At 59.0% G+C, this 19,825-nt stretch carries 10 protein-coding genes and 1 pseudogene; all 11 read right to left on the reverse strand.

Features of this window, described 5'->3' with window-relative positions; genetic code table 11:
• Positions 1–7 precede the first annotated feature (7 nt).
• Positions 8–2,080 (reverse strand): capsule polysaccharide biogenesis protein, encoded by a 2,073-nt coding sequence (locus CCA01S_RS08830; protein WP_084386629.1) that lies wholly within the window; start codon positions 2,078–2,080, stop codon positions 8–10.
• Positions 2,081–2,096: 16 nt separating this feature from the next.
• Positions 2,097–3,230, reverse strand: a complete 1,134-nt coding sequence (locus tag CCA01S_RS08835) for a hypothetical protein (protein ID WP_066457042.1) — start codon at positions 3,228–3,230, stop codon at positions 2,097–2,099.
• Positions 3,227–4,603, reverse strand: coding sequence for a bifunctional cytidylyltransferase/SDR family oxidoreductase (locus CCA01S_RS08840; protein WP_066457100.1), 1,377 nt, complete (start codon positions 4,601–4,603; stop codon positions 3,227–3,229). Before CCA01S_RS08840 ends, CCA01S_RS08835 begins: the two co-directional genes overlap by 4 nt.
• Positions 4,604–4,608: 5 nt before the next feature.
• Complete coding sequence (locus CCA01S_RS08845) at positions 4,609–8,238, reverse strand: CDP-glycerol glycerophosphotransferase family protein (RefSeq protein ID WP_084386630.1); 3,630 nt, start codon at positions 8,236–8,238, stop codon at positions 4,609–4,611.
• A 158-nt stretch (positions 8,239–8,396) separates the two neighbouring features.
• Entirely contained in the window at positions 8,397–9,059 is a 663-nt protein-coding gene (locus CCA01S_RS08850) for an ABC transporter ATP-binding protein (protein ID WP_066457047.1), read from the reverse strand.
• Positions 9,059–9,853 carry an ABC transporter permease gene (locus CCA01S_RS08855; RefSeq protein WP_066457049.1) on the reverse strand — a complete coding sequence of 265 codons (795 nt, stop codon included), beginning with the start codon at positions 9,851–9,853 and terminating at the stop codon, positions 9,059–9,061. Before CCA01S_RS08855 ends, CCA01S_RS08850 begins: the two co-directional genes overlap by 1 nt.
• A 4-nt stretch (positions 9,854–9,857) precedes the next feature.
• Positions 9,858–10,982, reverse strand: a complete 1,125-nt coding sequence (locus CCA01S_RS08860) for a polysaccharide biosynthesis/export family protein (protein WP_066457053.1) — start codon at positions 10,980–10,982, stop codon at positions 9,858–9,860.
• The gene (locus CCA01S_RS08865) at positions 10,975–12,168 is read right to left on the reverse strand and encodes a KpsE/RkpR family capsule polysaccharide export protein (protein ID WP_084386632.1); all 1,194 of its coding nucleotides are present in this window, start codon (positions 12,166–12,168) and stop codon (positions 10,975–10,977) included. Before CCA01S_RS08865 ends, CCA01S_RS08860 begins: the two co-directional genes overlap by 8 nt.
• 28 nt (positions 12,169–12,196) lie before the next feature.
• Complete coding sequence (locus CCA01S_RS08870; RefSeq protein ID WP_066457055.1) at positions 12,197–13,519, reverse strand: aminotransferase class I/II-fold pyridoxal phosphate-dependent enzyme; 1,323 nt, start codon at positions 13,517–13,519, stop codon at positions 12,197–12,199.
• Positions 13,516–19,497 carry an SDR family NAD(P)-dependent oxidoreductase gene (locus CCA01S_RS08875; protein WP_066457059.1) on the reverse strand — a complete coding sequence of 1,994 codons (5,982 nt, stop codon included), beginning with the start codon at positions 19,495–19,497 and terminating at the stop codon, positions 13,516–13,518. The genes CCA01S_RS08870 and CCA01S_RS08875 overlap by 4 nt, the downstream gene beginning before the upstream one ends.
• Positions 19,498–19,545: 48 nt before the next feature.
• Positions 19,546–19,719, reverse strand: a pseudogene (locus CCA01S_RS16380) (CurL C-terminal domain-containing protein); the annotation flags it as partial.
• Between the last annotated feature and the right edge of the window lie 106 nt (positions 19,720–19,825).

The following is a 19,825-nucleotide window of genomic DNA, read 5'->3' on the forward strand; positions in this document are numbered from 1 at the left end:
CATTGATTCAAACGGCGCTGCGCCAAGCACGCCACAAAGCCTTTAATTTGCGTTGATTGCGAGCCCACCACCCGCGATTCAATCGATCGAGCGTGCCGTCTTGCGCGCGTCTGTCCCGCTCTTCGACCAAACGGTTCAAGACGGCTTCGCACGTCGTATACCCCTTGAGCAGGGGGTCCCAGTAAAGCGGGTAATCCAGCAAGGCCCCGGCCACCAGCTGGGCCAGCGTCAAGCGCCGTTGGCGGCGCGCAAAGGCCACGCCACCCAAGGCACGGTCTTCGGTCAGGCCCCAGCCGGCGTAAAACGGCTGCCCATACGTCACCACCCGCTTGTGGCGCAGCAGCGCATCAAAACCGGCCAGCGAGGTCATGGTATGCACCACATCGCATGCTTCGATGCAGCTGATTACCGAGCAGCGTGTTTCCAGATGGTCGGCATAGGCCAGGGCCTGCTCACGCGGCACGACCCCTTGGCGGTTGCCCGACGCCACATCGGGGTGCGGCTTATACACAATAAAGGCATCTGGATGCGCCTTGCGCGCCGCCTGCAGCAAGCCCAGATTGGTGCGCACGTCGGTGCAACCAAAGCGTATCGAAGCATCGTCTTCTACCTGGCCAGGCACCAGCACCACCAGGCGCCCCGCCGGTTGCCACTGCACGGGCTCGCGCGGCTCGAGATTATATTTGGTGATGCCATGCGCCACGATAAACTGGCGCACCGATTCGGCACGCTGTAAATCAGCCGCCTGCCAGTCGCGCTGTTGAAGCAGGTTTTCAAGGTCAGACGGTTGGGTGGGGTCAAAATACAGGCCAGCTTCATCCAACACCAACGATTGTGGCGCAATCATGTCCGACCCCAAGCCCACCGACCGGACAAAACCATCTTCCATATGCAGCAGCCGTGCACCAGTTTGCGCGGCCAACGCGGCCACTCCTGCTGGAGGCTGCCGCCCCCAAAACACCAGATGGTCCTGTGCACCTGGCACCAGCTGGGCCGCTTGGGTGGCGTCTTTGACAAAATGCACCCGCTCTTGATGCAGCGACAGCAAGGGTTTCAGATTAGCGGCCTTCCAGCGCCTGAATCCCACACAAATCATCCGGCCAACAAAACGTCCGGCCTGTCGCTTTTGCAAGACCAGCCAGTCGATTACATCCAGAATGTTGCCCGGTTGATGCGTAACCGGGCTCAGATAGCGGGTGTAGTGAATGTATGCAGCAGCAAACAGCTCATCGACCGTGCGGCGCCGCGTCCGCCGGGGGCAGGTCTGGCGATCATCCGTCACCCCCCAGCCGGCATACCAGGGCAGGCCAAAGACAGACACCGGCTTTTCCGCCAGCAAGGCCTCGAACCCCATGGTGGATGACACCACATACACCCGGTCCATTGCGAGGATCAGATCGAGCGGATTCACCGTCTGGCGCAACAGCACGATGCCGTCTTCTTCGGCCACATTGGACAAATAACCGCGCTTCGCGCCCGACGACACCTCGGGATGCGTTTTGACGTAGATCGTGGCGCCGGGGTTCTCGCGCCGGGCGGTCGCCAGCATGTCGAAGAAAGTTTGCGCCGAGGCCCCGCCCAACGACACGCTGACATCGCCCACCGTCTGATCGACCACCAGCACGCGACCACCATCACCCGAGTGCAGCAAGGCTGGCGGCAGGTCGGGGGCATGATTGTATTTGCTGAGCCGGTGCCCCAGAATCAGCGATCGCGCTTTGGACACTTGGTCCCCAAGCCCCTGCAAGACATCCTGACCGGATTGCAGCAAGACTTCCAGCGCCGAAGGCTGGGTGCTGTCGTAATAAATACCCCGATCGTCAACGATCAAGGAAAGCTGCGGATAACCCGGACCTACGCCGTAGGAGCGCAGGAAGCCGTCTTCGAGGCGAAGAAAGGGCAGGCCGCGTTCGCTGGCGTATTGAAAGGCGCGTCGAGTATTCTGTTTGCAGCCCCAGCCGGCTATTTGATCCGCGATCAAACCGGATGAATCGCTCGGCAACTGCAGAACGGAAGCCTGCAGCAAGCGTTCGATCACTCGGTTGTGCAGGATACCTTTGGAAAAGACGCCGATATGCATCAAATATCCACGGAAATCATGAGGACGTGTATTTCACGAGATTGATCAGGCGATCCGCAGGCCCCTGTCCACTCCAGGACGGATCGCTATAGCAAATCACCAGATCCCTGAAAGCACGCAAGGCGTCGGTCTCCAGCCGATCGGGAAACCTAACCTTATCCCGGCCGAGACGGATGGCAATTTGCTCATAAAGTTCCAGATGGTCGGCCGCGACATATCTCGCCAGATCATGGCGCGTTTCATCCAGCAAGACATGGTAGGGAATCCCTTCATTGATGCACTGGGTTTCCATGGCTGATACATCGATAAGGGCATGAACCGCGTGAAAATCGCCCGGACGATCCGTCCTCGATATTCCGGCGGCGTGCAACCGCAAACGCTGCAACATGGACAGCCGCACATTATTTCCCTGCAAATGAACCTTCAATCCCGACCGGGCTAGCCGCGACAACAGATTCACCAGGTGATCCAGATAGACAGGCAAGCGGTGCCCCAGGTTCGGATGCGGCTTGACCAGGATGTCACGCACCCCGCAAAGATCGGAGAAATGCAGTAACGCACTGCAGGCGTGACGGCTTCCCAGGCTGGAATAGTCTTCCGCCGGCAGGCCGCCTTCCCAGGTCGGTGCATAAAACAGCACCGGCGTTTCTCCCGCGCTGCCCAGCTGGGTCCTGCCGATGAATGTATCCCCCATCATGACCAGACGCCGGGTGGCGTAGTCATGCGCATCGAAAAGCCCGGACCGGAAGTACCTGGACAAGCTCAACCGCCCTGACATCACCACGTGGTCATAGATTCTGGTGATCGGCTTGATCGACGATATCTTGTTGCTCTCGCCATGCGTGATGAAAATATGCTTGAGACGCCGATTCGCCACCAGCCGGCAATTCGATTGCGCATTGAAAAGATAGAATACGGTCTGTTCTCTCAGCCCATCCAGATCTCCCGGGCTCATGAACCGGAAATCCAAACCGGCGGAGGACAGCACCCGCTCCACCGCTCGATGGCGCTTCTTGTACTTTTTCACGTAAACAGCGGTTCGCGACGCATCGAACACTCCGGATAGAAAGTACGTGGCCAACTGGGCGGCGGCGCCGGCAATCTTTGTGTCCAGATACAGCGCATACGGAAGGGCGGAACCTGTATTCAACGCCCATCCTTCCGCACGTCCACCACTACTCCGGTCAAGTTCGACACCAGCGTCTTCAGCGACGCAATAGCCACCGTCTCGGGATCCAGCAGGAACTCGGCCGGCTCGATCCCGAAATTGACGCGCCTCATCGGCGTGGCGGTGCGTTCCGGATTGATGCAGTTGACCCGCACATGGTCATCCGCCCACTCCGATGCCAGACCTTGAGTGAAATTGACAATGGCGGCATTCGACGAGGAATAAAGCGTGTACAGAGCCCTTCCCCGAGTGTAGGAACTGGATGTGAAATTCAATAGCATGCCTGATGTCGCTTGCAGGTACGGCTTGGCGGCAATCGCCACATTCACTGCGCCGGTATAGTTGACTCCGATAAGATCCGCGATCTCTTGCATGGACAGAAGGTCCGTCGGCTTCTTGATCAGCAGACCCGCCGTATTCACTACATAATCGATGCGACCGAATTCCCCGGCGATCTTCTCAAGATAGGCGCCCACCTCATCCAAAGATCGGATATCAACGCCATTATGGCTACGGCTGGCGACCTCGACCCTGGCGCCATGCAGCAGCGCAATGTTCTTCATCGCTAGGCCGATGCCGCTGGAGCCCCCGAAGATGACGACATGCTTTCCTTTAAGCTGCGCCAGATCCTCGGACCTGACGGAACCGACATCAACCCCTGACTGCAGCAGCTTCTCGGCGATGAACAAGTCCACCGGTTGCGTGACCTTCATGTTCCGCTCATTGCCCTGCACAGTCGCCACTCGCACATGCGGCAACATGGCCCGCACCACGCCGCAGTCGCACGTGAAGGTTTTACGGCCGGCATCCAGCGCCTTCCGATAGGCCGACTGAATGCATCCAAGCCGGAACCCTTGCGGAGTCTGCCCCCGGCGCATCAGGGAGCGATTCGGAATGTTGTCGATGCACTCATCGTCGAACACCTGGACCAGTGTGTCTGCGGATGGTATGACGACATCCACAGCCTCGAACTGTGCCAAGGCGTCGATGCAATCGGCGATGATCCTGGCATCGACCAAGGGTCTGACCGCATCGTGAAAGAGAACCCGGCTCTCCGGATCCTCTTCCGACAGGGCCTGAAGAGCGGAATGCGTCGAATCGAAGCGTTCCTTGCCGCCCGTGACGACTTTGCTGACCTTGGTCCAGTTGTTATTTTTGATAATGTCCCAAGTGCGGCTGACGTGCATGGGTTGCGAAACGATGTAGATCTCATCGATATCGGGAGACGCATCAAATACATCCACCGTATATTCAATGATCGCGCGCCCAGCCAGTTTCGTGAACTGTTTTGGGAGCGATCCGCCGAAACGGGTACCACTTCCACCGGACAATATAATCGCAAAACTCTTTTTCATGGAAATCAACCAAAACAACGACGAACGACGGCCGTGAAAAATCTTCCTGCAAAATGCCCGCGATCGAACAAATGGCGAACCACCCGCACCGCAGGCTTTTTGGCATCATAAAAATATTGATGCGGATCCCTGGTGAACTTGCGCCACTTTCTTCGAACCAAGCTGGAACGCTGATCCGAAAGTGATTTAAAGCCGGGTGCTGATTCGTACTCGTAACCCCTGATTCTGCACGGCCCTATATCAAGAACCTTCCTTGATTCGTTATCACCAAAGCTCGACACATAATCTCGATGTGCCGTCACGTAGCCATATTCAGTCAATAACCGCGGGACACCATTGCGCAACCAGTCAAGACCGATGACAACAATGACTGTATTCTTTTTGAAGACCACATCTTTTCTTTTCGTTTTTTGGGAGAAAGATGCGTCCATGAATACGGCATTATCTTTTAACGCAAGAGCAAGATAAGGAAATGAAGCAGGCCTCAGATAAAAAGAAAAATCTTTGACCGCATATAGAGGGGCGACTTCTTTATGAAAGATTTTCGGCCAGTTGTTTTTCTGAAAATTTTTATCATAAAAATCCCTGACATCTTGACTGCTTCTCGAAAGCGAGATTTCGAGCTTGTTGGACAATAAGGTCAGGGAAGCCCTGTCGGGCACGCTTTTCAGATCATCAAGCTTCAGCTCAGGTGCTACCTTCCTGACGTCTCCGAAACTTGCTTCGTTATATTTCAGATCACCATAAACGGAGCATATAAATTGATCTGAAAAGCAAGTCAACTGATAATCGTACGAGAGAGCTGCAATCGCCCTGATCAGGCTTTCATCATGGCAAACTATCGGAATGTAATCATTGACAAAATCCAGCGCTCCTTTGACAAAAATTGAAAAAAATTCATCGTCCTTTGAATTCAATACCGGCAGAACCTTTCCACTCTCATCTCTGAAGTATTCCCGAACGCTTTTGTAAGGCACAGAGGCAAATATTGGTTCAAAATATGAAAAATTCTGATCCGAAACGATGAAATTATGCCGTTTTACTCTACCACTACCATTTGTGTAGCTTCTTACATAATAAAAGCTGTTATCTACATCGCCCACCGCAGCCGCTTGCAAAAGCCTGTGAAATACATCCTGTGTGTATCCACGCCCCCAAAATTCAACAAAAGCAAAACTCTCATTGAAATCAATTTCTTGTCTAAGATAGTCAAGCACCAGAGGACGGCGTTCAGCGGCGATTTCCAGCAGCCTTTTTTTGTACTCTACAGACTGATCGAGAACTGATCTGATATGTTCCGAGGTTTTTCCTCTTAAATGTGTCCGCCCTCTTAAGAGCACGAACTCAGGAAACAGGTCAAGAAGCTCTTTTTCAGACAGGAAACTGGCCCGGACAAGGTCATCAAAGCTGTTCAGCCCTACAAAATTTCCAAATGGACCAAACATTTCATCATCCACCTTGTCAATGAATGATGGTACCCGCCAGGCCGCGCGGGATCCATAGATATAACGGGTCTTAATTGGAAGATCATGAAGCACTATTATTTCATCGGCGATCTTTTTTAAAAGCTCTCCATCGCGTGATATGAAATAAAGCGTCTCGTACCCCCTTTCGATCGAATCCAGAAGGCACCAATGCACATAAGGAACAAGCGCGGAACCAACATAAGCGTACGCATAATATTCAACTTCCAGATGGCGACTGGATTCCCTGCTTCTGAGACTCTCTCGATACCTATGCCACTTGCCAGCTAATTGATAAGCCTCATGCCCGAATTTTTCCTTTAACTTCTCTACCAGAACCTTTTCGATCCCGACAAGACTATCCTTGTGATGCACGAATGCTTCAATTCCGTATTTGCGCGCAGCCTCACCGTCAGCAATTGCATTATCACCAAAATGCAGCCATCGATCATAATGATATCTTGCAGAAAAAAACACATGCTTATACAGCTGGCCTGTCGATTTCTGCACACCCAGCTCGGATGATAAAAACAGTGGAATACTCCCGAGCCTGCTATCTGCGTTGATCATCATCTGACGCACGACGGCAATCGGGAGATACATGTCGCTGATGATGATTACGTCATAGCCCTTATTCTTCTGCGCAAAAAGAAATTCAATTTTTTCGGTGATCGGCTCGATGGAATTCAGCTCAGCATCAACTTCCAGACCTTTGAGATAGTCGATATCACCACGGCTCAATCCCGTGACGTCCTCAATCCTCTGGTATATTTCATCAAACGTCACTTCTAAAAAATCATTGCCCCTTTCAAATATTGTCTTCCTCTTGATATCTCTTACGTCCCGTTCCGCGCGGATCCTGAGATCAGGCCAATTCTCCAAGAGATAGCCTGGAAAAAACCTATCAGAATTCCTCATGCGCTTCTGCACGGCATAGAATATGCTTACCGGCTCAATTGTTGTGCGTCTAATCAGCGTATCGAATAAATCGAAACTACAAAGAATCCGCCCTCTATCGTAGCGAACCTTGGCCTTGTCTACCAAATCGATCATAGAGTCGACACTACCATCCCGATATGCGAAAAAACGGTTCATGAGCATCTCATACTTCTCGACATCGGGGACATCGCCGCCCAGAATATTCTGAAGCTGCTGAAAATCCTTGGCCACCACTCCATCCGTCAACTCAAGATAATTCCCGATCAGATCTGAATTTTCGACGTAATCATCATGATCAGGAATGTACCTGATGAATTTTTTCACCCCAGAAGCTAGCAGATCATAAAAAATGCTTGAATAATCAATAATAGCGATGTCGATTTTCCCCAGATGCTCATAAATATCATAATAGTCATCCCAAAATACTATATTTTTATTATTACCAAATAACGACTTTGCCGCTGTATAAGCATAATCCTCTGAAAAAAGAGGATGCATCTTGATGATGAGAAGCGCATTGCGTGATTCAAGCACACCAAGCAGCGCAGGAATATTTGGCAACAGCTGCTGAAATAAAGAGCCTTCCGAGCGGATCCTCCAAGTGGGCGCGAACAAAATCACCTGGGAATAACTCTGAATAGTTCTCTTTACCGCAACATTGAATTCATATGTACGATAGCCAGATTGATAGATTACGTTTCGCGGATAAGGACCACGGACGATATTGGAGGAATTAACTGGAAGCTCCGCAAGGAAATGCTTTTCCATCATTTCCGAAGTCACTAATAGATAGGTATTGTTCTTATATATTGAGTGATTCTTTACGGTTTTTCTGAAAACGCTGTCTGTTATTTTTTTACTGGCATCACTAGCTGTGTTGACATCAAGCCCAAGCTCGATATGTTTTATCCCTACCCCATGCCACGTATTGAAGACTATAGTCTTGTCAGACAGCAGACTTGGATAATATTCCCTGTTGTTTTCCACTACGTAGACATCGGCAAGCTCCAGCTTTCTCTTACCAGCATCTGATTTTGACCACAATATGTTTTTGATCTTGAACCTAGATTTCAGAGTTTCAGCTTCCGAGAGCGTGTCAGTCAACCACCAACAATCATGCGTTCCCTGATGATTGGCCAGCATGTACAAAAACAATGCCTTAGGATTTCCTTGCCAACGATAGGAGGAGAAAACCCATATCTTTTTCCTAGAATCAAGATAAATCGAATCCATCTCTTTTATTCTATTTGCCAATTAATTATTGCCACAACGGCGAAAAATTATGGGGCCTTATGCATGAAATTTTTCCAGCAAATCAGCCACAAATTAAATATTAAAACAAAAAATACTTAGCCGATCTTTTCGGCCATGCCTCCGATATAAAGCGAACTTTACGTTTTTTGATACGCTCCGATACCGCTCTTAACCCCATCAAAGAAGGTGACGTTTCCGTCTCGGACCAATAGAACGTAGTCACAAAGCGAGGAGACATCACTCATACTGTGAGAAACCAGCAAAATATTCGATTTCCCGATTTTCTCTTTAAGCGCATCCTTAGCCTTCTTCTTGAAATGCGCATCCCCCACCGACATCGCCTCATCGATCAGGTAATAATCAAAATCAAAGGCCAGGCTCAGTCCGAAGGCCACCCGCCCCCGCATCCCGGATGAATACGTCTTGACCGGCTCATCAAAATAATCGCCAATCTCAGCGAACGATTCGACATAATCGACGATGCGACGCAGAGCCGGCCCTCGGGCGCCTTGTACGCGGGCAACAAACTTGACGTTTTCCCGTCCGGTCAAGGACCCCTGGAATCCGCCGCTCAGGCCCACGGGCCATGAGATCCGCTTGTCCGTGATGATCCGCCCCCGATCCGGTACATCGATACCGCCCAGCAAACGCAGCAACGTGCTTTTGCCCGACCCATTGCGGCCCAATATGGCCACATTGCGCCCTTCAGGTATGGTGAAGGACAGATTCTCGAATACGCGGTAGCGCTTCTGCTGGCTGCGGTCGCGGTATGACTTGTAAAGATTGCGCACTTCGATCATCAGGCGGCCATCATGTGCAGGCGCCGGGCGCGGTACAGCCCCAGGCCGATGAACAGGGTTGCGCAGGCCCAGACCGAGGGATAAATCAGATTGACCTGCGGGATGCGGGGATACGTGGCGCTGGCGTCGATCCGCAGCAGTTCGATCACGTGCAGCCAGGGGTTCAGGGCCATCCAGGCCAGCACCTGGGCGGGCAGGTGCCACACCGGGAAAATGGCGCCGGACAATAAATACAGGGGAAAATAGGCCAGCCGGATGATGCTTTTCGACTCGGGCATGACTTCGGCCAAGGCGCAATACAGCATGCCCAATCCAAATGCCAGGGTCAGCCCCACCAGCCAGGTCAGGCCCCATTCCAGGGGCGCATGGATGCGCAGGTCATACCCTCCCCAAAAAGCCATCACAAGCCCGACCAGCAGCAACACGCTGGCGGAGATGCAGAAATGCACGACGAACCGGGCGACCCAGGCATCGATGACCTGTATCTGGCGGTAGGCGAACAGGGCGCGGTTCGCCTCCAGGGCTTCCATCATGTTCAGGGATATGTTCTTGAACGTCAGGAAAGGCAGCACGCCGAACAAAAGAAAAACGGGCAATTCCATCCCCGGCAGGCTTTTGCCGCGGACATAGGCATAGATCACCATCATCAGCACCAGGTGCAAAATAGGCTCCAGCAACGTCCACACCCCGCCCAGGCGCCGGGAACTGAACCGCACCTGCATTTCCCGCAGCACCATGGCGAACACCACGGCGCGGCTGATGGCCAGGGAATCGCGACGAATGATGGCCGCCATGCCGCTAGCGCCCCAACGCGTCCGCCGTGCGGCCCAGCACCAGCACCTGCACGATGGGCGAAATGATCTTCTGCCATTCATAGACGCCGGCATTGGTCACGTAGATGGCGTCCTCGGGCTGCACCAGAAACTGCCGCGCCAGAAACAGCGCCGAAGGATCCTCCATATTCAGGCGAAAAACCTGGGCTATGGGCTTGCCGGGAGCCGCCGCCGGATCGGTCGATGCAGGATCGGTCAGACGGAACACGAAAACGCCGGTCGCATCCGATGTACTGTCGCGCAGGCCACCCACCGCACCCAACGCCTCGAGCAGGCTGGGGTTCGGTGCCGGGAAATCGTGCAGGCCGGGCTTGACCACGGCTCCCATGGCGACAAATCGCTGGCGGTTGCGATCCAGGATGACTTCAGAATCCGGCGGAATGATACGGTTTTGCCCCTGCAGCACATCCTGGTAATTGAATACCTGCGCCTCATTGCCAGTGCGCAAGGTCACGCGCACCAGATAGGGCTCCAGCACGGCTCCGCCTGCCTGGTTGATGGCATCCAGCAGCGTCAGGGGGCCATCCAGGGTAGAAACCCGGCCCGGTTTTTTTACCGCACCGGCAACCAGTACCGAGCTGGATTGATCGCCCATCAAGGCAACGTGTACCTGAGGGTCTGCCGAGACGCCCTTCAGCTTGCGGCGTATCAGCTGTTCAACTTCATAAGGGGTGAGCCCAGCCACGCGGATATGACCGGCATATGGTAAAGAAATACGCCCATCGGCTTCGACACGCAGATGCTCGAAGACGGTTCCGCCCGTTGACAGTGGCGCAAAGATGCCGCCATCGACCTCGGTATCAGCCACCATCAGGCGCACGACATCGCCAGGGGCCAGCCGCAGCTGGGGTACCTGCTTGGCCGTCACGTCGGGCATGGGCACGGGTTCGGGGGGGCGCATATAGGGGGCAATGGTTGCGGCGCTCAGATCAACCAGCTGATAAGGCAGCGCCGCGTCGGCCTGGGCCGTATCGGCTTGTTGCTGAATCTGGCGAATGGATGGGCCGGCTGCCGATAAAAAAGAACCGGCGCAGCCGGACAGGGCAAGGCTGGCAGCCAGAAGGCTCAGGATACGCAAGGGATTAGTCACGATGATCCTCGATACTGGCGATGATGAAGCGGGTGATGCCGTAGACCAGCAGCAACACGATCAACAAGGTAAACAGGTTGTAGACGCGACGCGGGTACAGGGCCTCGTCGGGCAGATTGGGCGAGACGACAGTAACTAGGCTACGGATTTTTTTACTGGATTCGATGCGCGCGTTTTGCAGGGCGACCACAGCCAATTTGTAGGTTTCTTCGGCGATTTTTCCGTCGACCTCCAGTTTGCGAAACTGGGCGGCAACGACGTTCAACTTGTTTTCGCCCTGGTCAGACAGCAAACGCTTGTTTTCTACGGCCAATTGCTGTTCGAGCGCACGGATTTCGGTTTCTTTGCTGCGCACAGCGGGGGCATTGGGCGTCAGGCGCGCCCGCAGGGCTTTGAGCTCGGCATGGGCCGTGACCAGGTGCGATTCCAGCTCGCCGATAATAGTGGCGCGATTTTTTGCTGCCTCGGTGGCATCCAGAAACTGGTTTTGGCGCTGAAACTGCAAGATCACATCGCGCCGGGTTTCATAATCGCGCTGTGCCTGGGCCAGCTCGTCTTCGGCAAATTTCACCTGCTCGCGCGCCATGCGATGCGAAAGCTCGTTGACAAAGGCTTCGCTGGTTTTCAGGATAAAGGCCAGCGAGGATTGTGCAAATTCGGGGTCTAGCGCCTCTACCGTGATGGTCAGCAGGCCGGTTTCCTCGTCAAACCGGGCATTGACCAGCCGCTGGTAAAAGGCCAATTGGTCTTCGGTGGTGGCGTTGTCAGACAGCCAATACAGCGGGTCGCGCCAGCGGCCAGAGAAATGTGCCGTCCAGTGCAACTGGGCATTGAGCGCATCGAGCATGTCTTGCGAGCGGATGTACTCGCGCAGGTAGAGGGTTTCTTCGCGCGAGGTCGAATTGCCCCCCGTCAGCAACATGGCCAAGCCGGGCACGTCCTGGCTGGCCTGGCCGTTGGTCTGGCGCACGGCAACCTGCGCCTGGCTGACGTAGCGGCTGTCGGCCAACAGTGCGTAATACACGATGGCCAGAAGCATCGGGATGATGACAATGCCCCACAGCAAGCGGCGCTGGCGCCTGCGCTGGGCATCTTCCGCCTGGATGTCTTGCAGGAGAAGGTCGGTTGCGGCCTCGTTGCTGTGCGCTGGTGCCGAAGTGCTGGAGGTGGAAGAAGTATCGGACATCAAAAACCAGAAGGTGCGTTTCGGCCGCTTAGGCCAACTGCCGAAGCAAGCCGACCGTCTCGACGATCTGGGCTTCGGTGTGTTCGCTGCTCAAGAAAAACCGCAGGCGCGCGGCCTGCTCTTCGACAGCGGGATGGATGATGGGCTGCACATTGACGCCATGCGCAAATAGCTGATTGGACAAGCGCACGGCTTTCAGCGAGCTGCCCAAGATAATGGGCAAAATGCTGTAGCCTGCCGCCAGCCCCGTGTTCAGCCCCGCGGCTTGCGCTTGCTGCAAAAAAAATTTTCCACGCGCCCGCAGTTGTGCGACGCGCTGCGGCTCTTGCTGCATCAGTTCGAGGGCGGCCAGCGAGGCGGCGGCCAGTGGCGGGGCCATGCCCACGCTGTAGACAAAACCGGGAGCGGCGTACTTCAAGTGCTGCACCAGGGCGCGAGAACCGGCGATATAGCCGCCGCAGCCCGACAGCGTCTTGGACAACGTACCCATCCAGATATCGACCTGCTGCCCGTCAATGCCGAAATGCTCGTGCAGGCCGTGCCCCCTGGCGCCCAGAACCCCAAGAGCGTGGGCCTCGTCCACCATCAAAAAGGCCTGGTGACGCTGCTTGATGTCGATGAGCGCGGGCAGGTTGGCCATGTCGCCATCCATGCTGTAGATGCCCTCGACCACGATCAGCACGCGTTCATACTGCCCGCGTATGTCGCGCAGCAGCGCATCGAGCGCCTGAAGATCGTTATGGGCAAACGAGCGCCGCGTGGCCCCCGACAGCTGCGCCCCCATCAAGACGCTGTTGTGAATCAGGCTGTCGTGCAGGATCAGATCCTTGGGGCCAAACAGATAGCCGATGGTGCTGACGTTGGTGGCGTGGCCACTGACGAAAACCACGCAATCTTCAACCTGGTAGACGTCAGCCAGAGCCTGTTCCAGCGCGCGATGCAAGGGGCGCTCGCCCGCTACCAGACGGCTGGCCGACACCGTGGTGCCGTAGCGGTCGACGGCATCTTTGGCCGCCTGATCGACGGCCGGGTGCCCCGCCAGCCCCAGATAGTTGTAGCTGGCAAAGTTGATATACGTGCGGCCATCTATCTGGGTGGTGGCACCGGCGCGCCCTTCGTGCACATGAAAAAACGGGTTATCCAGACCAAAGCGCTCGGATGCGGCCTTGGAAACCAGCATTTTTTCGTAGCCAGGGTGCTTGTCAAAGCGCGTGTAGCGATCGGGCACCCGGGCTGCGGCGCGCGGCTGGCCAATTGCTGCGGGCGGTGGCGCGGTGGCGCTGTTTTTCTTGCCCAGGATACGGCTGATGAGCTGGGCTTTTGCCGTCTGGGCGAGGCTGGGTTTGTTCATGAAATGAGGTCGGCTCCGGTCACGGAAAGGCGCTGCACGTCGGCTTCGATTTGTTGCAGCTGGGCGGCGTCGAAGGCGCTGCCGTGCTGGTCTGCCACGCTGGCAATCAGCTGCACGTCTTGTTCGCCGTTATCGCTGTTGGCGTCGCTGCCGTTCAGCTTGCCGATAATGCGCGCAGCAACCCCCGCCACCGTTGGGGCGTCATTGAGCATCATGGCGGGCAACTGGACGCCAAAGCGCTGTTCCAGGCTCATGGCCAGCTCGACGGCCATCAACGAATCCATGCCCAGCTCGTGCAGCGAGCGCTGCGCGTCGATGCGGTCGGCGGCCATGGCCAGGGTCTGGGCTACCTCTTGGCGCACCAGGTCTTGCACGATCTGGACGATCTCGTCGGCAGATTTGCCCTGAATGAGCGCGCGGATGTCGGTAACGTCGGCGCCGGTGTCTTGGCGGTTGCGGTTGAGGACGGCAAACCGGGGGCTGTCGGCAGAAGGCAGCAGGCGCGCCAGGACGTTCCAATCGAAATTGGCCACGATGTCCTGGCCGATGTCGCGCTGCAGGGCTTGGCCCAGCTGGCTCAGGGCGTGTTGCGCCGACAGGGGCACGCGCCCCAGGCGCTGCTGCAGGCTGTCTTTGACGGCTTGCTGGCGCGTCAGGTAGCCGACATCGCCAATCGGCCCCCAGGCCAGGCAGCTGGCTGGCAGGCCGGTGTGCCGGCGCAGCGCGGCCAGGCTTTCCAGGCCGGCGTTGGCGGCCACGTAATTGCCCTGCCCTGGGTTGCCGATGGCCGTGGTCACCGACCCGTACAGCACAAAATGGCGGATCGGGTCTGCCAAGGTGGCCTGGTGCAGGTGCCAGGCCCCCTGCAGCTTGGCCCCCAGGACGCGGGCCAGGCTGGCTTCGTCCAGGCGGCTGATGAGGCGGTCGTCAAACACGGCGGCGGCGTGCAACACCCCCACCAAAGGTACGCCGCCCTGGCGTACGCGTTCGAGCAAGGCGCCGACGGCCACGGCCTGGCTGACGTCGCAGGCCTCGATCCGCACCTGAACGCCTTGTTTGCTGAAGGTCTGGCGGATGGCCTGGGCGTCGGGGGCCTGTTCGCCGCGCCGACTGACCAGCACCAGGTGGCGCACGCCGTGCGCGGCCAGCCAGCGGGCCGATTCCAGGCCAAAGCCCGACAGGCCGCCGGTAACCAGCCAGGCGCCATCCGGGTCCAGGGCGACGGCTGCTTGCTCGTGCGCCGCGGGTGCAAGTTGCACCCGGGCGCGTGCAAGGTTGACGACGATCTTGCCGATGTGGCGCGCCTGCTGCATGGTGCGCAAGGCATCCACGACGCGGTCGGCCTCGAAGCAGCGGTACGGCAAGGGGTTGAGCACCTGCGCGTGAAACAGCTCGATGACCTCTTTGAACAGGCGGGCGGCCAGCGCCGGACGGCCGGTGAGCAATTGGTCGGCATCGATGCCGAAATAGCTGATGTTGTTGCGCAGGGGCCGCAGGCCCAGGGGGGTGTTTTCAAAAAAGTCGCGCTTGCCCAGTTCGAGAAACCGCCCAAAGGGCTTGAGCACGTCCAGGCTGCGGCGCATGGCCTCGCCTGCCAGCGAGTTCAAGACGACATCGACGCCTTCGCCGTGCGTGCGCTGGCGAATCTCGTCGGCAAAGTCCAGGCTGCGCGAATCCAGTACGTGATCGGCGCCCAGCAGGCGCACGAAGTCGCGCTTTTCGTCGGTGCCCGCCGTGGCGAAGATTTCTGCGCCCAGGTGGTGCGCCAGCTGGATGGCGGCAATGCCCACCCCGCCCGCGCCACCGTGAATCAAAATGCGTTCGCCCGGCTGCAGGGCCGCCAGGTGATGGACGGCGTAATACACCGTCAAGAACACCGTCGGCACCGTGGCGGCGGCTTCGAAAGTCCAGCTTGCCGGGATTTTGGCGACGGCATCGGCCCGGGTGACGATGTGGCTGGCAAAGCACGAGGCCCCAAAGCCCATGACGGCGTCACCGGCCTGCAGGTCTTGTACGCCAGCGCCGACGCGCCTGACGATGCCGGAGAATTCCAGGCCCAGGCTGGCGCCGGCAAAGCCGTTCTCGACGGCTTCATCGGGCAGCAGGCCCATCAGGTACATGACGTCGCGAAAATTCAGGCCAGTGGCCTGGGTTTCGACCTCGATCTCGTGGGCTTGCAGCGGGCGGGCGTCGGCGGCAAACCAGCGCGCGTTACGCAGCTTGCCCGGCACTTGAAAATCCAGCCTGAAGCGCGTCGTGGCCGCCGTGGCCAGGCCGCCCGCCGTGGCGGGCTGGCCGCTTGCCTCGGCCACGGGCGTGGCCTCGCGCATGACCGGCGCATAACGGCCCGAGGCATGGCACCAGATCTCGTTGGCGCCATCTGGCTGCAGCAGCTCGCGCAGCAGCAGCGCGGGCATCTCGGCCGCCGAAAGCGCGTCCAGGTCGATCAGAGTGCTGGCCAGCTGCAGGGCTTCGTTCATCAAGACCCGCCCCAGGCCCCACAGTGCCGCCTGGGCAGGCTGGCGGGCCTGCGCCTGGGTGACGAGCCACAGCCGGGCAGGCGCAGCCAGCGCCATCAGGGCCTGGGCGACGTGCGTGAGCCGGGCGCTGGAGGCGACGACGCCGTCGACCCCGGTGGCCCAGTCCTGCAGGTAGACGAGGTGTGCAAATGCTTGCAAGCCTTCTGTGGGCAACCGCTGGGCAAGGGTGGCGGCATGGCCTTGTGCCTGCAAGGCGGCCTGCAGCGCCTGGGCGCAGGCGTCGCTGGCCGCGTCGGCCAGCAGCAGCCAGGTGGACGGGGCGGCGTGCGAGATGACGCGCGCCTGTGCCGCCGGGTCTGCCGGTCGCTGGCCCAGCACGAGAAAAACGCCTTCAGCCAGGGACTCGGCCGCCGGTTCGCGCCAGATGGCGCTGTCGGCCAGGCCGGCCTCGTCCAGCAAGGCGCGCCAGGCCGCCGGGTGCCGCAGCGGGGCCAAGGGGCCGTCGCTGCCGGGCAGCCACCAGTCGGGGTTCAGGCCTTCGAGGGCCTGGGGCGCCCAATCCGGGTGCGATTCGGCCACGACCAGCACCCCGCCATCGGCCAGCCGCGAGCGCGCCTGCTGCACGGCGGCCAGGGGGTCGAGCATGCCCTGCAGGCTATGACGAAAGATGATGAGGTCATAGAAAGGCGCGCCGGTCTCCGGAACCGGATGCGCGGCGCTGGCATCGAAGCGGGTGACTTCGACGCTGGGCACGTCTTGGTATTCGGCTTCCTGGCGGGCCTGCAAGGCCAGCGTGGGCAAGGCCAGCTGATAGACCCAGCGGTCTTCCGGCAGGCTGGTCGCGAGGGTCTTGGGCAGCTCACTTGCGGCGGCGCTCAGCTCCAGCACGCGCAGCTGGCAGGTGACGGGCCGTTGCGCGGCCAAGGCAGCCAGCAGCCCTTCGAGCGCCAGGCGCTCGCCCAGGTAACGGGGGTCGTCCTGGTAGCGCGACTCGGCAATAGGCGACTGCTGCAGCTCGGCCAGCAGCGCCGCCGCATCCCGCTCGCCCGCCAGCACGCCTGGCAAGGCCCGCCCCCAGTGCCCCAGCAATGCCAGGTGGGGCAAGTAGGCCGGGTGTTCGCGCAGCAGCGTCTGCCATAGCTCGGCGGCGGCGGGCAGTTCGGCCGCGTCGCTCAGCACCCAGCCGTCGCCGCTGGCAAGCAGCAGGTTTTCCTGACGCAGCAGGGCCGCCAGCCACTGTGCCAGCGGGCTGGCCTGGGGGCTGTCCAGCAGACTCAGGCGTGTGCCCAGCTGCTGGCAGGCTTCAAAGGCAAACGCCAGGACCAGCACTTCGGTCAGCGGCAGGGTTTCTTTGAACCAGGCCGCGCGCCCGAGGGCCCGGTGTTCATGTTCGAGCCCGCCCGCCTCCTGGCCCAGGGCGCCATCCAGGCAGGCAAGCAAGTGTGTCGGCGTCGGCAACCCTGCCTGCCGCGCTTCGGCGGCATGCGGCAGCAAGCGGGGCTCGATGCGCCAGTGGCTGATGGGCTCGGCCCCACCCACGTTGAGCGGTGCCGCACGAAAGCGACAGGCTTGCAGCTGCGCCAGCAGGTGGCCTGCATCATCGAAAAGCTCGAAATCAGCCAGCACCGACCGGGCACTGCGCCGCACGATGCGCGCGCGCAGGTGCGTCGGCACGCCAGCGGCGCAATGGCTCAGGCGCCCGATGCGAACTGGCAGCAGCGCCACCCCTCGCCCGGCGGCAATGGCCTGGTGATGAAAGTCGACCAGGCTCTGAAAGCAGAGGTCGAGCAAGCCGGGATGCAGCAGGTAGCCGTCTGTGTCCAGCCCCGCAGGCAGGCGCACGTCGGCCTGCAAGGTGGCGTCTGGCCCCAGCCAGGCCGCGTGCAAGCCCTGAAAGGCCGGGCCGTAATTCAGGCCCAGCCGCGTGGCCAGCGCGTAGTGCGCGCGGGCATCCAGCGTGGCTGCGTGGTCTGGGGCCGGGGCGACGATCTGGGCGCGGGCCGGATAGCCCGATGTCTCGATGAGGCGGCCCAGCGCGTGCAGCGTCCATTCGTCCTGGCTCAGGCGCTGGCGGCTGCGGATGCGAAAGCTGCCGTCGCGCGGCTGGATGTCCAGCCGCAACGTGCGCGCGTGGTCGCCATCAAAGACCATGGGCGCCAGTATGTCGAGCGACTCGAGGCTCGTGTGCTGCCCTGCCCCCCATTCGCGTCCGGCCGCCAGTGCCATTTCGGCGTAGGCCGCCCCAGGGTAGACGATGGCGCCGCCCACTTGGTGGTCGGCAAGCCAGGGCAAGAGCGTGGGGTCGAGCACGTTTTCCCAGGACGCTTCGGCAGCGGGCTGGCGCCAGCCCAACAGCGGATGAACCCGGCGCCGCTGGATCGCTTGCAGGCTCTCGCTGGTGCTTGCGTGCCAATGCCGCTGCCGCTGCCAGGGATAGTTGGGCAGCCGCACGGCCTGCCCCGGCACTGGAAACCAGACGGCAAGGTCGGTGTCGGCCAGCAGGCGCACGCGCGCTACGGTTTCGAGCAGCGGCTGCAGGCCATCGTGATGACGCCGCCCCGTGCCCAGCACGCGCCCGGCGATGTCGGCGCCCGCCAAGGTTTCGTTGATGTAGCGCTGTAAGATGGCGTGCGGGCCGATTTCCACAAAGACGCGACAGCCCAGGGCCCCCAGCTGCTCGATGGCCGCTGCAAAGCGGACCGGCTGGCGGATGTTGTGCCACCAATAGGCGGCATCCAGCCCGGCCCCGGTGATTTCCCGCCCCGTAACGGTGGAGACAAAGCGCGCTTGCCCAGGGACGCTGGGAACAAGGTCGGCCAGATGCCGCGTCAAAGAGCCCTCGATGGGATCCATGAAGCGGCTGTGAAAGCCGTAGTCCAGCTCCAGCATGCGAAAGAAGACGCCGGGTTCGTGGTGTGCGCAATATGCCTGCAGTTGCTGCAAGGCATCCTGGCTGCCGGTGAGCGTCAGGTTGGCCGGACTGTTGAAGCCGGCAATCTCGATGCGCTGCTCGAGCCCGCTTGCTTGCAAGGCCTTGCGCAGTGCATCGGCAGACAGGGCCACCGCTGCCATGCGGCCGCAGCCGCGCGTCATGCCCTGAGCCTGGCTGCGGGCGCAGATGACCCGGATGGCTTGCTCTAGACTCAGTGCGCCGCTGGCCCAGGCCGCCGCGATTTCACCGACGCTGTGGCCTGCGACGGCGACCGGGTGAATACCTTGCTCGCGCAGCAGCTGGGTGACGGCAACCTGGATGGCAAACAGCAGGGGCTGCGCCACGGTGGTGTCATCCAGCCGCGACTGTTCGGGCTGGGCCTGCAGTTCGGCCAGGATGGAAAACCCGGCCTGGGGCTGCATGGCCTGGTCGAGGTCGGCCAAAACGGCGGCAAACTGGGGGGATTGCTGCAATAATTGGCAGCCCATGCCCTGCCACTGAGCGCCATTGCCAGAATAGACAAAGGCAACGCTGCCCGGTTCGGCCAGGGCATCTTCAAGTACCAAGGATGATGAGGGCTGGCCATCCGCGGCGTACTGCCGCAAGGCATCGACAGCTTGGTCGACTTGCTGGGTTTGCAGGGATAGGCGGTGGGCTAGGCGTTCTCGATGGAACGCAGCGGCATAAGCGTAGTTGTAATAATCTGCCGCATCCCGATCTGTCAGTTGATCGGCATATGTGCGCGCAAGTGCGCGCAGGGCCCCTTCACTGCTGGCTGAGAGTGCCAGCGGAGGCGTAGTTAGAGTAAAATGTTGCTTGCTTGCTTGCTTGCTTGCTTGCTTGCTTGCTTGCTTGCTTGCTTGCTTGCTTGCTTGCTTGCTTGCTTGCTTGCTT

Source organism: Castellaniella caeni NBRC 101664 (assembly GCF_001592225.1).
Taxonomy (GTDB): domain Bacteria; phylum Pseudomonadota; class Gammaproteobacteria; order Burkholderiales; family Burkholderiaceae_B; genus Castellaniella; species Castellaniella caeni.